Genomic DNA, 13,535 nt, shown 5'->3' with positions numbered 1-13,535 from the left:
AAAAATGATTACTAACAGTTAAAAATTTACTGTATAAAATCAATTAAAAAAAATACTAATACTATTTACAGTCATAATAAGTGGTAACTTAATGCAAGTTTTAAGAAAATAAAAGTTAGATATTGGAGTTGATTTTACTAATAGATATATTTGGGATGGATTAGAATTTTAAAATTCTCCTGTGATGTAACCTAATGTAAAGTTTATTTCAGATGACTTTACCTTGGATGCTTAGATTTCTTTTAACATCCTTAAAAGCTGAGATGCTTAAATAGGTTTTTTAATGTTTGTTATAGGCTTTTACACCAGCCAAAATCTCAATAGGAATTGTATTTTCTTTTGGTGGAATTGGACAAGAGTATTTGTGATTATATGCGCAATATGGGTTGTATGTCCTGTTAAAATCAATGCGAATCATTGTAGTATCTTTTTCAGGAATCTCTAAATCAATATATCTGCCACCTCCATAAGTACTTTTACCGTTTGTAGCATCATTAAAAGGTAAAAATAAATGATTTTCATATCCAATACTCGTCATTAATTGTTGATTTTGATAGATATTTAACTCAATTTTTTTTCCATTTAAAGTAAAATATGCAACTCCGTATTTTTTATATAATGGCAATCGGTCTGTGGTTGTTGGCATTTCAAAAACAGGTTCATTAGGAGTTCGTGTAAACTTAGCTGTAATGTTGTATTTTTTATCAATGGGGAAAAAATCTAAAGTCTTAAAACTTTTTAAATCTTCTTCTGTTAATGGTGATTCTTCAGCATCAGCAAATTGAGTATTTAATTCGTATTGAAAATTTTTAATTTCATCTTCATAACCAATTTGTTTATGGGTACAACCGATTAATAATGATAGGATACTTATAAGTAAAAACGTTTTTTTCATGCCAAAAAAGTTTGTAACTCAAAAATACAAAATATTACATTTGTAATAAAAAAGATTGTTGTTTAAATAATTTTTGTAGTTTTGAAAAAAAATAAATTAAAAAATGATGAATTGTTTCACATACAAGGTTTCCGTAAAGAAGAGGTTTTTAATAAACTGTCGGAGTATGTATGTGTTATAATTATGTAAATATAAAATATAGTTATCCAATATAAACCCGGCTTTTTGCCGGGTTTTTTAATTTTGAAAGTATGGTAAAAAGAACATTTATAACTTATCAAGATTCATTTAGAGGACTCTCAAACGAGGTTTGGTGGTTGGCACTCATAACATTTATTAATAGGGCGGGGACTATGGTTTTGCCATTTATGACGCTTTATTTAACGAAAGATTTAAACTTTTCGTTAGCGCAAGTAGGAACTATTATGAGCTGTTTTGGAGTGGGTTCATTATTAGGTTCTTGGTTAGGAGGTAAATTAACCGATAAAATTGGTTTTTATAGAGTTATGTTTTGGAGCTTATTAATCACAGGTTTTTTATTTATAGCATTACAATTTATACATTCATTTATTGGGTTTGCATTGGCAATTTTTATAACCATGTCTATAGCAGATACTTTTAGACCAGCTATGTTTGTTTCATTAAAAGCCTATAGTAAACCTGAAAACCAAACGCGCTCACTTACCTTAATTAGGTTGGCTATAAATTTAGGATTTTCATTGGGACCTTTTTTGGGAGGAATTATTATAGCGACTTTAAATTACTCTGGACTTTTTTGGGTAGATGGTATAACTTGTATTACTGCGGTGTTTTTATTAAAATTAGTATTGAGTAAAAGAGAACTAAGTAAGAAAAGCGAAGCTATTGTAGATACTTCAGAAACACAACGTTCGGTATATAGAGATAAACCTTATTGGTTGTTTTTGGTGATTGTTTTTTTAATGGGCTTTATTTTCTTACAATTATTCACTACCATGCCACTATATTACAAAGAGGTGCATGCATTAAGTGAAGTACAAATAGGCTTAGTTATGGGGTTAAACGGATTTTTAATCTTTTTATTTGAAATGCCTTTAATTCATTATATAGAAAAAACATTACTAAACAGAATGAAAATTATTACTTGGAGTTTGGTTTTATTTGCGCTAAGTTTTATAATATTAAATGTAAGTAGTTGGGTGGGTGTTTTGATTATTGGAATGTTGTTTATAACTTTTGGTGAAATGTTAGCGTTTCCATTTACTAATAATTTTGCGATGAATAGAGCTCCAAAAGGTAGAGAAGGCCGTTATTTAGCACTATATACTATGGCGTTTTCTGTTGCACATATTTTTAGTGCCAAAACAGGGATGGAAATTATTGATAGATTTGGATATATTACTAATTGGTTTGTAATGGGTGGCTTAGGGTTTGTAGCAGTTATTTTAATGATTTTTTTAAGAGATTTATTACATAAAGAAAAAGAGGTGATAGGTAATTAATTGCCTCTTTTATAGTTTTTATTTTCTAAAAATATTTTTTAATGGGGTGTTTTTACAATAGCATATAATATGTTTATCAGAAAATAGAGCCATTATTTTTGATGTTTATTTATATTTAATTGTATTTTTTGACAAATTATTTTAACCTTTAATTAAAGAGGTTAAAATATCAATAGCTGTTTTAGAAGTTGTTGTTTTGGAACTGATAATAAATTTAACGCCAGTACGAAGCAAGTACTCATAATTTTGAGAAGGAATATTTTCATGAATAACAACCATAATATCTTCTCTTCCATACAATTTTAACTCATCAATAATTTGTTGAATAAATACTTTGTGATTGGTTGTTGATAATAAAATATTTAACGAATGTACATCATTCTCAATAGCCTGTTTCACTAATTCTTTTGAAGTTTGAAATAAAGATCCAATATCAACATCAAATCCTAAATCGGCATACCTTGTGGCTACTATTTTAAAATTATTATCTTGTGATTTTGACCCAAGTTCAGCAATCATAATACGAGGTCTTCTGCCTTCTAATTCTGCAAATGTATTGGCTAAATCGGTAGCTTTTTTAAAGTCTGGATTGTTGTTTGGTTTTTTATCGAACACTATTAGAGTTTATTAATAAGGTTGCTAAATTTTATTCAAATACGTTTTCTAATGCATTTGACATTTCTCCTAAAGTGGCTCTTTTTTTAGCTGCAATTATTGCTAATTCCAATAAATTTCCGTTCCCATTTTTGGCACAAGCTGTTAAGTTATTGAGAGCCTCGGACACTTCAGTTGTATTTCTAGAAGCTTTTAATTGCGTTAGATTATTTAGTTGATTTCTTCGTATTAACTTGTTGTCTTCTTGTATCGAAAGATTGATATTTGACTTAACTTGTATATTAAGAATTCCATTTTCAATGGCTTTATTTATCCCTCCAAATTTTTCAATTTCTTGCAATAAAGCCCAAGTTTTGGTGGTTATTTCTTGGGTTTGTTTTTCAACAAATGAACTTCCTGCCCAAGGATCAACAGTGTTAGTAATATTTGTTTCTTCTTGTATAAAAAGCTGTGTGTTAAGAGCAATTCTATCAGAAAAATCTTCGGATAATTCATTGGAGTTGTCAATAATATTGGTATCAATACTTTGTGCACCTCCAAAAGCTGCCGTTAAGGCTTTAATGGTGGTTTCAGTAATAGTATCAAAAGGGTGTTGTTTAGTTGAACTCCAGTTATGAGTTTGACAATGTACTTTTAAAGCTAAAGATTCTTGATTTTTAGGGTTGAACTGTTTTACTATTTTAGCCCAAAGCATACGAGCAGCTCTCATTTTAGCAATTTCAATAAAATGATTCCTATCAATGTTCCAAGAAAATGATAATTTTGTAGCAAATGAATCAATATCTACACCGCTATTAATTGCAGCTTTAAGGTATTTTAAACCATTTGCTAAAGTATAAGCTAGTTCAATTTCTGGTAGAATTCCTACTTTTTGTAAGTGATAGTTTGAAATTGATATAGTATTAAATTTAGGCAGATGTTTATTGGTGTAATCCAAAATATCTGAAATTATTCTCATAGGAGGCTTAGGTAGTTGCATAGTAGTATTATGCAATGTAAGCTCATCAATTTGAAGAATGCCAGAAAGTAAGTTCTCATCAATATTTTGTTCTTTAGCAGCTACTATGTAAAAGGCAAGTATGGGTAAAACAGCTTTATTTATAGATATAGAAACAATTAATTGTTCTAAAGGAAGCTTTTTGAAAAGGATCTTCATATCCTCTACAGAATCTATGGCAATCCCATTTTTTCCAATATAATTTTGTACATGCTCATAATCAGAATCATAACCGAGATTTGTTGCTAAATCAAAAACAACCGAAATATGTTTTTGATTAGCGGTTAGGTTTTTGCGATAAAAGGTATTACCTTCTTCTGCTGTTGAAAAACGAGTACTTTGTATAATTGTCCAAGGTTTTTTTACGTACATAGTTGAATGAATACCTCTTAAAAATGGCGCAATACCAGCAACATAATTTTCATGGTTAAAATTAACTTCCTTAGTGCGCTGAGTGCTAATTGCTAGTTTAGAAAAATCTTTACGTTTCATTTTTCAATCTTTTTTGTTCCAAAGTTTTAGAAAGCCGTTTTGCACTTATTGGAATAATTAATGTTTTGTACGGTTTCCTTTTAATAAAAGGACTAATTTCTATATTGTTTTTAATGTTTTCTTGTTCATTTAGGTATTTGTTAGAACCAACTAAAACAAGCTCTCCACTATTAAATTTAATTTGTTCCTTTTGAGCGTTTTCTGCTATTTTTCGTTGGATGGTTCCTTCTTTTAATTGATGTAAAAAGCCACCTCCTTTTTCTATATCTTTAAAAATAGCCAATGCTTTTTCTGCAATTTCTTTAGTAATGGTTTCAATATAGTATGTATCAGTTACTATATGTTGTGTATTTTTAAAATTATTTTCTTCTTTTAAAATTAGTAATTGATTTTGTGCAATTTGTTCTCCAAATTCATTAGGATGATGAAATAAGGTGTTAAATGAACAATTAGAAATAGTATTGGCTCCTCCTAAAATGGCACTCATGCTTTCAGTTGTGGTTCGAAGCATATTCACATGTGCATCGTATAAGGTTTTGTTTCTTAGACTAGGTTCAGCAAATATTTGTGCAATAGAATTGATGTTGTATTCTCCTAAAATTAAATTGTATAAATAACGAAAAGCTCTTATTTTGGAGATTTCAAAAAAATAATTACTACCCATTGCAAAATTAAATTGAATTTTTTGAGCAATATCATCGCCAAATTTGGTTAAATATTCATTGGCATGTGCTAACGTATAGGCTGTTTGTTGAACGGTATTTGCCCCAGCGTTTTGATAAATGTTAACATCTACACTTAATAAAAATTGTTTTTTGTTTTGTTGAAGTAGGTTTTCTATTACATTAAAATCATTGGTTAATGAGTTAAACCAATTTCCAGTTTTAGCTAAATTGCCTACAATATCTAAATTGTAATAAACGGTTTCATTTTTAAGAAGTTTGAAAAGCTCATCGATAAAAGTTTCATCTAAAAAATAAAATTGAAAATGGAATTCGAGCTGTTTATTTAATAGATTTTTAAACAGTATTTTGGAGTTAAAAGGTTGATTAACAATAAATTTAATAGAGGCGACTCCATTTTTTATAGCATTTGTAGCTTTTAAATTTGCTTCTTTTTCTGATGAAATAGTTATTTTTTGGCAAATTTTAAAATCTTCTTGAGGTGTTGGAATCTTTAACTTTTCAAAATTGTCTAAGTGGTAAAATGGCTTTATAGTTATTCCTTCATTAGTTGTAGTTAAAAGAGTTTTGTTATAATCTGCTCCTTTTAAGTCAAATTGGATTTTTTGTTTCCAAGCAGCTGCCGAACTAGGATTAAAATCTTTGGTTATAAAGTCACTCATAATTTATAGTATTTTGAAAGCGAAATATGTTGAATAAAAATAGGAAAAGTAACTTTAAAAATGGTAGCATTACTTTTTTAAAGTATCATATTCAATAATATAAATTTCTTCATTCTCTTTTTTCATGTAGTATTCTTCTCTAGCAAATTTCTCTAACTGTTCTTTATCTTGTAATTTTTTTATGAGTTCTTTATCTTTTTCAATTTCAGTTTTAAAATGTTCTTTTTCACTTTGTAGTTTATCAATTTCTTTATTGAATTCTAGATGATTCAGCAATGAATTTTCATCAAAAAATACCATCCATACCACAAAAATGGAAAGTATAATTACATACCTATTGGTAATAATTTTAATGATAGGTTTATTTTTTAATTGATGAAATGTCATAAAAAACTATAGTTTGTTAGTTATTACAGTTCTAACGATATCTATAGCAACCGTATTATATCGATCATTAGGAATTATAATATCTGCATAGTTTTTGGTAGGTTCAATAAACTGTTGATGCATTGGTTTTAAGGTGGTTTGATATCTTGTTAATACTTCATTTATATCTCTACCTCTTTCTTCAATATCTCGTCTAACTCTTCTAATCAAACGTTCATCTGTATCTGCATGAACAAATATTTTAATGTCAAAAATATCTCTTAATTCTTTGTTATTAAAAATTAAAATTCCTTCAACAATAACTACTTTTTTGGGGTGAGTAATTAGCGTATCTGAAGTTCGATTATGCGTTACAAATGAGTACACAGGTTGTTCAATTACTTTTCCTTGTCTTAATAAATTTAAATGGTCAACCAATAACTCAAAATCAATAGCTTTTGGGTGGTCAAAGTTTATTTTTGTACGTTCTTCATAAGATAATCCAGTGGTAATATTGTAGTATGAATCTTGTGAAATTACACAAACTTCATCAACAGGTAATTCATGTAAAATTTGATTTACTACGGTTGTTTTTCCGCTTCCAGTACCTCCAGCTATTCCAATTATAAGCATAAATAGTTAGTTTGATGTTAGCAAAATTAAGGAATAAAAATAAATATATGTGAATTCAATTTTTTATTATTTAGGAGGAGTGTGATAAATAAAAAAAGCCTCTTCAAAATTGAAGAGGCTTTTTTGAGCCGATGGAGGGACTCGAACCCACGACCTGCTGATTACAAATCAGCTGCTCTAGCCAGCTGAGCTACATCGGCTTGTTTGCGGGTGCAAATTAAAATACTTTCTAGATAATAAACAAGTATTTTTTTATTTATTTTTTAAGTGCAATTTAATGCCTTGAATTTAAGAACTATTTTAAAGATATTTTCAACTGTTCTTTTTTCTTCATAATGTTTTCAATGGTGTTAAAAATGTCCTTTTTTAGTTTTTTGTAATTTTTAAAATAGGTATTTATTTCTCGTTCTAATTTTTTATGAGACTCTAAGAAATTTTTATTGCTTTTAACACTATTGGTTTCAATTAAGTCAACCAATATTTTTTCGTGTTTGTTTATTAAATTTATAAATGTGGAAATTAATTGCTTTTCAGTGGCTATTTTTTTTACAAAATCTTCAATGTTTTTTTTAAGACCCAAATCTAAACAGTCTATAAAATACATGCTTAATAAATTGTCTAAAAAGCGTAATTCATCATTAATAAATTCAATTTCTGAAATCCATAATTTTGAATCGTAGTGAAGCTCGGCGATGCTTTTTTCTCTGCCAAACCAGTCCTTTTTTATTTTGGTTTCCATCGTTTGTAATTTTAGATTATTTTTTATTCTTGTTTTAAAATACTTTCGAGATATTCAAAAATTCTAATTTTAAAATTTTGATAAGTTATAGTGTAATTAAAAATCTTTTCTGCCAATTTTTCATAAGCAATTAATTGAAACGATTCATAATATAACTTTCCACTTAAATTGTTATGTTGCTCGGTTAGTTTGTGTAAAATTCTTTGATTGTTTTTTAGTAAAATGTCAATTTCTTGAATAAAAAGCTGTATCCGTTCATAAAGGTTTGGAATTCTAGATTTAAAAGAATTGGATTGAATTAGTTTTTTTAAAAAGGCCAATTCTGTTTTAATAAATTCAAATCTAGAAATCCAAATTAAAGTATCATACTCTAATTCATTAATGCTTTTATTGTGTTCGAATTTTTTATAGGTAAGTTCGCTAGTTTCCATAGTTTTTCAATTTAAATGCTCTTCTAATTAAATTGAAATTTGTGAGATATAAAATGATATTCCTCAAACGTAAAATTTATTTCATTCATTCATTGATTATAAAAATAAAGCAATCAATTGGGCATTTAAGCTATATAATAGGCGCTTTTTAATTTAAAATTCTTTAAAATATAGATAATTGATTATTTGAAATTGAGGAATATCATTCCAGTTTATAAAAGTCTGTAATAACTTTAAAGTAAATAAAAATGTATGAACCATGAAAAAATTAATTATTTTATTAGTTTATTTATTTTTTACTACAGAGAATTTTGCACAAATGATTTCAAATATAGACCAAATTTCTCCTTTTCATGACAATTTAGCTGCAGTAAAAAAAGATGGAAAGTGGGGGTTTATTAATAATGATGGTGTTTTAGTGATAGATTACAGAGACGATTTAGTATTAAGTAATTTGCCTGATGCCAATTTTTTATATCCTGTATTTAAAGATGGAAGGTGCTTAATTAAAAAGCTTGTGGATAACAAATATTTTTTTGGATATATTAATAGACTTGGTGAAACTGTAGTAAATCATCAATTTTTAAACGCTACAAATTTTTTTAATGGATATGCAATTATTGTTCAATTTACCAATGATACCATTGGTTATAATAAAGTGTTAAAAAAAGCAGTAATTGCTAATAAAATTGAAGAATACATTATAAATACCAATGGGGACAAAGAAGCTTATTTATACAATATACGAACTTATATTCCTTCAGAATTGACTATTCAATTACCTCCAAGCATCCGCTCTAAATTTATTGCTCCAAATTTAGTTGCTGTAAAAAAGGATGATTATACCTGGAGTATTTATAAACTATAATTAAAAAGCTTAACTATGTCACTAAACTTTAATCAATTTGCAGTAGATGCCAATAAATTTCTAAAGATATATACAAAGGAATTAAATCTTGGCAATGATACCGAACAGGCAGGACGTATTTTATCTTCTATATTACATGGCTTACGAGAGGTTATATCTACCGAAGAATCATTACAACTAATTGCTCAATTTCCAATGTTTTTAAAGGCTGTTTATGTTAATGGATGGTCATCTCGTAAAAAGAAGAAAGTAAAAAGTATGACCGAGTTTATTGATTTAATAAGGGTTTTTGATGGAAAAACTTCAATTCATGATTTCGGATCAGATGCCAAAGCTGAGAATTATATTAAATCAACATTTATGGTGTTAAGAAAGTATATTTCTTTAGGTGAATTAGAAGATATTAGAACAGAACTTCCTAAAGACCTAAAATTTATAATATATCAAAATATAATGTTTTAATGCTTTTAATATGGAAACAATATCACCTTATAAAGTAGTAGAAATTAAACTCGATAACATTATATTAAATGCTAATTTAAGAATGACCAATCCTTCAAAAGGAATCATATTATTTTCTCATGGAAGTGGTAGTAGTAGATTGAGTATACGAAATAATTATGTAGCAAGTTTATTATTTAAACAAGGGTATTCCAGTTTGCTATTTGATTTATTAATGCCTGAAGAAGATTTAGTTTATGGAAATCGGTTTGATATTAATTTATTGACTGAACGTTTAGTATTAGTTACCCATTGGGTTTCTAATTATAAAGAAACTAGCAATTTACCTATTGGTTATTTTGGATCTAGTACTGGAGCAGCTTCAGCATTAAGTGCAGCATCTAAAATAGGTAAAAAAGTAAAGGCTATAGTTTCACGAGGAGGTAGACCAGATTTGGCAATAATAGAGTTAAAGTCCATAACTATTCCAACTCTTTTAATTGTTGGAGGAAATGATGGGGTGGTAATTGAATTAAATAAAAAAGCAAAAGAACAAATAAATGGCGTTTGCGAGCTAGAAATTATTGAAGGTGCTTCACATTTATTTGTTGAGTCTGGAAAATTAGATTTAGTAGCACAAAAAACAATAAGTTGGTTTAATACTTATATAAAAAATAAATGAGCTTATAATGTTTATTAATAGAGAACAGGCTGGTAGTTTATTAGCAGATGAATTGTTAATTTATAAAAACAACAAAGATGTTGTAGTAGTGGCAATTCCTAGAGGAGGAGTGCCAGTAGGGTATGAAATAGCAAAAAAATTAAACCTTCCTTTAGAAATTGTACTCTCAAAAAAAATTGGTCATCCATTTAATAAAGAATATGCTATTGGAGCTGTAACTTTAAAAAGTAAAAGTTTAAATGAATTTATTGAAGGAGTAACAGCACATTATATTGAAAGTGAAATTAAAAGAATTAGAGAGGTTTTAACAAATCGTTATAAATTGTATTATGGAGATAGAATTCCTATGAATTTACAAAATAAAACAGTGATTGTTGTGGATGATGGCGTAGCTACTGGAAGAACATTACTTTCAAGTATAGACCTTATCAAAAAAGAAAATCCTGCAAATATTGTTGTAGCTCTTCCTGTATCATCCATAGCTGCATTTAATACCATTAATGAGTTGCCAATAGTAAAAGAGACAATTTGTTTATTAACCCCAAAAAATTTTAGAGCAGTTGGACAATTTTATAAAGATTTTAGACAAGTTTCAGATGAAAAGGTAATTCAATTATTAAAATAATAATTTATAATGCAGTTTTATAAACAGAAACAGGGAAGTTTTCACTTCCCTGTTTCCTTTTAAAGAATTTAATTCAACAATTTAATGTTGTACAATTTTAAAATTGCTTTATAACTCAAGTAATTTTAGAATCATACGAATCCAAACCATTTTTAAATTCTTTAACTAATTTATACTTTGTTAAGTATAAATTTTTCTTTTTCATGGGTTTTTTGTTAGAAACAGGAAGCCTAAACTTCCTGTTTCCTTTTTAAGAAAGAATAAGGTAACTTCTTGATATTGAAATAATCTTTCAAAAATTTTTATTACTAAAAATTAGCTAATAAATTAAAACTGTCAAAAAGGATATCTTAGCCTTCCTAATTTATAATGTTTTAAAAAACATCATGAATTTATTTTTTAGATTTATTTTTTAAGAAATCAAAGAACTTAAATTTTATGTTGTAAATGTATATGGGAAATTTTATAAATAAAATGATTGCCATCAATTTACGATATGATTGTTATCAGTTTAGTTTTAATAAATAATAATGCCATAGACAATACTTAGTAAGTAAACACCAATTAAAAACAATAAAATGTAAAACACTTGAACAAATTTGATGTTTACAAAATTTAACCATTTAACAGTTTGTTTAGGTATTATAAAAAGAGACAAACCTAATAGTAAAGAACACCAACCAAATAAAGTTATTATAATTCTATAATCTGCTTTCCATATATTGTGAAATAAAAGATTAAGCAACCCAATAATTATGGCTAAAAATGAAATAATTATGGTAAACTTTTGATCTTTTAAATCTATTACAATTTGCCTAATTCTTTTTGGGTTAAAACTTAAAATTAAAAAGAAAATAATTAAGTACCACCCCCAAAACTTTGCTAAATAAATTGAACTATTTTCCATAAGTTAATATTTAAATTCTTCATGTAATACTAAAAATGGGATTTCTGTATGGTAACTTATTTCTTCAACAGTTGGTCTAAATAAAATTCGTTGAAAAAGATTTAAGTTTTTGGCTATCATAACAATCATATCTATATCTCTACTTTCTGCAAAGCATTGAATTCCTTCTTCAGTTTTTTTATTGGTTATTTTATGAAAAGTACATTTTTCATCTGTAAAAAAAGTATGAAGCATTTCTTTATTCTCAACTTGATAAGGGGTTAAATTTTCATCTTTTTTTGTAATATGAACCACTCTTAAAAAAGCATCTTGTAATTTCATAAATTCTAAAATCTCTTTTAATACTTTTGTTTGATAAAAAATATTATAATCTGTTGGAAAAGCAATTTCTTTTAAAGGTTTGTAAATTGAATTTTCGGGAACAATTAATGTCGGACATTGAACTTGTGTTATTAAATCTCCAGTATTACTACCAATAAGAACTTCATTTAAACCAGATGCGCCTTTGGTACCCATTACTATAAGATCAATATTTTTTTCTTTTAAATGATTTTTTACAGAATCAATAAAAAAGTCATAACTAGTAATTGTAAAAAAATTGTGTTTTGGGTTTTTGGTAAGTGATTCACATTTTTTTAATTGTTTTTTTATAGCTGTTTTGGCTTGTTTTAATAAGGTATTTTCAATAATACCTTGTGTAGCTACTAAAGGATAATCACCGCTGCTTGAACTATATGAAATTAATGTAACATGCAATAAATAAAAATTACAAGCAGTTTCCTTAAATAATGAAATTGCGTATTTAATTGCATTCCATGAGTTTTCAGAAAAGTCGGTAGGGAGAAGTATATTTTTCATAATGCTTAATTGTTTAATAGCGTTTATACTCAAAGTTAAAACGCACATTTAAAAAGCAAAATGATATATATCAACACTTTGTAGTATTAATTTATTTTTTGTAGTTTTTCTAAATTCAGAATTTTAATATTTCTTCCTTCAATATCAATAATTCCATCTTTTTTAAAATCGGAAAGAGTTCTAATAAAAGTTTCAGTAGCTATTCCAGCAATACTAGCCAAATCACTTCTGGAAATTTTAATGGATTCTTCGGGTCTATTTTTAATTTTTTCTGAAAAATGCAAAATGGTATTAGCCGTTTTTTTTCTTACAGAACTGTAGGCCATTTCAAGCAAATGATCTTTAATTTCTTTGACATTATCTGTTAAATGGTCTATTAACTCTAAAGTAACTTCATGATTTTGTTCTAAAATTTTTTTTAATTCACTCTTAGACATTCTAAAAACCACGGTTTCTTCAATTGCGGTAGCATATTCTTGATAAGGGAGATTATGTAAAAATGAAGTTATCCCAAAAAAATCATCTTCTTTATGTAAGGCTGTAATCAATTCTTTTCCTTGTTCATCAATTTTATAGGTTTTTACTACGCCTTTTTTAATTAAGTAAACATAATTTGAGTTGTCTCCTTTATGATAAATAATTTTATTCATCTCAAATGAGATTTCTTCTACATTTTCAATAAAAAATTTCTTTAAATGATTTAAGTTTTTAAGTTCATATTTTGAAATTATTTCTTCATTAAAATGATTTTCTGTTTCAACAGAAACCTCATTTAAAATGGCAATTTTAGCAAGCCTGCTTTCAATTGCGCTAAACAATTCAGATTCGTCAAAAGGCTTTGTAATATAATCGTCTGCACCTAAGTTCATCCCTTTTCGGATATCTTTATGCTCGGTTTTTGCAGATAAAAATATAAAAGGAATTTTTTTGGTGGCATCTTCTTTAGATAAAATTTGTAATACACCATAACCATTTAGTTCAGGCATCATGATGTCACAAATAATAATATCAGGTAGGTGTTTTTTTGCTTCAATTATTCCATGTTTTCCATTTGAAGCGCAAATAACAGTATAGTTGGCTAATTCTAAAAGTTCAGCCGTATTCTCTCTTACAACAGCATCATCCTCTATTAATAAAACTTTTTTCATGAGTTTATGTTT

16 protein-coding genes and 1 tRNA gene are annotated in these 13,535 nt (G+C 27.3%); 5 read left to right on the top strand and 12 right to left on the bottom strand.

What is annotated here, in order from left to right:
* Positions 1–280 precede the first annotated feature (280 nt).
* Positions 281–895 carry a DUF1684 domain-containing protein gene (locus tag ACFQZW_RS04000; protein WP_298264943.1) on the bottom strand — a complete coding sequence of 205 codons (615 nt, stop codon included), beginning with the start codon at positions 893–895 and terminating at the stop codon, positions 281–283.
* 251 nt (positions 896–1,146) lie between these two features.
* On the opposite strand from ACFQZW_RS04000, the gene ACFQZW_RS03995 reads away from it, so the two are divergent.
* Positions 1,147–2,376 carry an MDR family MFS transporter gene (locus ACFQZW_RS03995; RefSeq protein WP_298264940.1) on the top strand — a complete coding sequence of 410 codons (1,230 nt, stop codon included), beginning with the start codon at positions 1,147–1,149 and terminating at the stop codon, positions 2,374–2,376.
* Between the two features lie 141 nt (positions 2,377–2,517).
* On the opposite strand, the gene ACFQZW_RS03990 is transcribed toward ACFQZW_RS03995, so the two are convergent.
* The 8 genes from ACFQZW_RS03990 to ACFQZW_RS03955 form a co-directional block, all read right to left on the bottom strand.
* Positions 2,518–2,991 carry a hypothetical protein gene (locus ACFQZW_RS03990; protein WP_386781528.1) on the bottom strand — a complete coding sequence of 158 codons (474 nt, stop codon included), beginning with the start codon at positions 2,989–2,991 and terminating at the stop codon, positions 2,518–2,520.
* 31 nt (positions 2,992–3,022) lie between these two features.
* On the bottom strand, positions 3,023–4,480 hold the full coding sequence (locus ACFQZW_RS03985; RefSeq protein WP_386781527.1) for a methylmalonyl-CoA mutase family protein: 1,458 nt from the start codon (positions 4,478–4,480) through the stop codon (positions 3,023–3,025).
* Positions 4,470–5,825: a methylmalonyl-CoA mutase subunit beta gene (locus tag ACFQZW_RS03980; RefSeq protein WP_386781526.1), complete on the bottom strand. Its 1,356-nt coding sequence runs from the start codon at positions 5,823–5,825 to the stop codon at positions 4,470–4,472. Before ACFQZW_RS03980 ends, ACFQZW_RS03985 begins: the two co-directional genes overlap by 11 nt.
* Before the next feature lie 69 nt (positions 5,826–5,894).
* The gene (locus tag ACFQZW_RS03975; protein ID WP_298264930.1) at positions 5,895–6,212 is read right to left on the bottom strand and encodes an FtsB family cell division protein; all 318 of its coding nucleotides are present in this window, start codon (positions 6,210–6,212) and stop codon (positions 5,895–5,897) included.
* Positions 6,213–6,218: 6 nt separating this feature from the next.
* Positions 6,219–6,824 (bottom strand): uridine kinase, encoded by a 606-nt coding sequence (udk, locus tag ACFQZW_RS03970; protein WP_298264928.1) that lies wholly within the window; start codon positions 6,822–6,824, stop codon positions 6,219–6,221.
* Positions 6,825–6,950: 126 nt separating this feature from the next.
* Positions 6,951–7,024: transfer RNA gene (locus ACFQZW_RS03965), tRNA-Thr, on the bottom strand.
* 95 nt (positions 7,025–7,119) lie between these two features.
* Complete coding sequence (locus tag ACFQZW_RS03960) at positions 7,120–7,563, bottom strand: hypothetical protein (protein ID WP_298264926.1); 444 nt, start codon at positions 7,561–7,563, stop codon at positions 7,120–7,122.
* A 23-nt stretch (positions 7,564–7,586) separates the two neighbouring features.
* On the bottom strand, positions 7,587–7,994 hold the full coding sequence (locus ACFQZW_RS03955; protein ID WP_298264923.1) for a hypothetical protein: 408 nt from the start codon (positions 7,992–7,994) through the stop codon (positions 7,587–7,589).
* Between the two features lie 259 nt (positions 7,995–8,253).
* Here ACFQZW_RS03955 and ACFQZW_RS03950 point away from each other — a divergent pair, with 259 nt between their 5' ends.
* The 4 genes from ACFQZW_RS03950 to ACFQZW_RS03935 are packed head-to-tail and all read left to right on the top strand — an operon-like array spanning position 8,254 to position 10,610.
* Positions 8,254–8,862 (top strand): WG repeat-containing protein, encoded by a 609-nt coding sequence (locus tag ACFQZW_RS03950; protein WP_298264920.1) that lies wholly within the window; start codon positions 8,254–8,256, stop codon positions 8,860–8,862.
* A 15-nt stretch (positions 8,863–8,877) separates the two neighbouring features.
* Entirely contained in the window at positions 8,878–9,324 is a 447-nt protein-coding gene (locus ACFQZW_RS03945; RefSeq protein ID WP_298285886.1) for a DUF2267 domain-containing protein, read from the top strand.
* Between the two features lie 10 nt (positions 9,325–9,334).
* Complete coding sequence (locus tag ACFQZW_RS03940) at positions 9,335–9,985, top strand: dienelactone hydrolase family protein (RefSeq protein WP_386781525.1); 651 nt, start codon at positions 9,335–9,337, stop codon at positions 9,983–9,985.
* A 7-nt stretch (positions 9,986–9,992) separates the two neighbouring features.
* Complete coding sequence (locus ACFQZW_RS03935; RefSeq protein WP_386781524.1) at positions 9,993–10,610, top strand: phosphoribosyltransferase; 618 nt, start codon at positions 9,993–9,995, stop codon at positions 10,608–10,610.
* 517 nt (positions 10,611–11,127) lie between these two features.
* On the opposite strand, the gene ACFQZW_RS03930 is transcribed toward ACFQZW_RS03935, so the two are convergent.
* From ACFQZW_RS03930 to ACFQZW_RS03920, 3 genes are all read right to left on the bottom strand, one after another.
* On the bottom strand, positions 11,128–11,517 hold the full coding sequence (locus ACFQZW_RS03930) for a hypothetical protein (protein WP_386781523.1): 390 nt from the start codon (positions 11,515–11,517) through the stop codon (positions 11,128–11,130).
* Positions 11,518–11,520: 3 nt separating this feature from the next.
* The gene (locus ACFQZW_RS03925; RefSeq protein WP_298285881.1) at positions 11,521–12,375 is read right to left on the bottom strand and encodes a universal stress protein; all 855 of its coding nucleotides are present in this window, start codon (positions 12,373–12,375) and stop codon (positions 11,521–11,523) included.
* A gap of 86 nt (positions 12,376–12,461) precedes the next feature.
* Positions 12,462–13,523, bottom strand: coding sequence for a response regulator (locus tag ACFQZW_RS03920; RefSeq protein WP_298264904.1), 1,062 nt, complete (start codon positions 13,521–13,523; stop codon positions 12,462–12,464).
* Positions 13,524–13,535: the final 12 nt, after the last annotated feature.

The organism is Lutibacter aestuarii, assembly GCF_042676885.1.
Classification (GTDB): Bacteria; Bacteroidota; Bacteroidia; order Flavobacteriales; family Flavobacteriaceae; genus Lutibacter; species Lutibacter aestuarii.
This window is presented reverse-complemented; position numbering and strand designations above follow the sequence as displayed.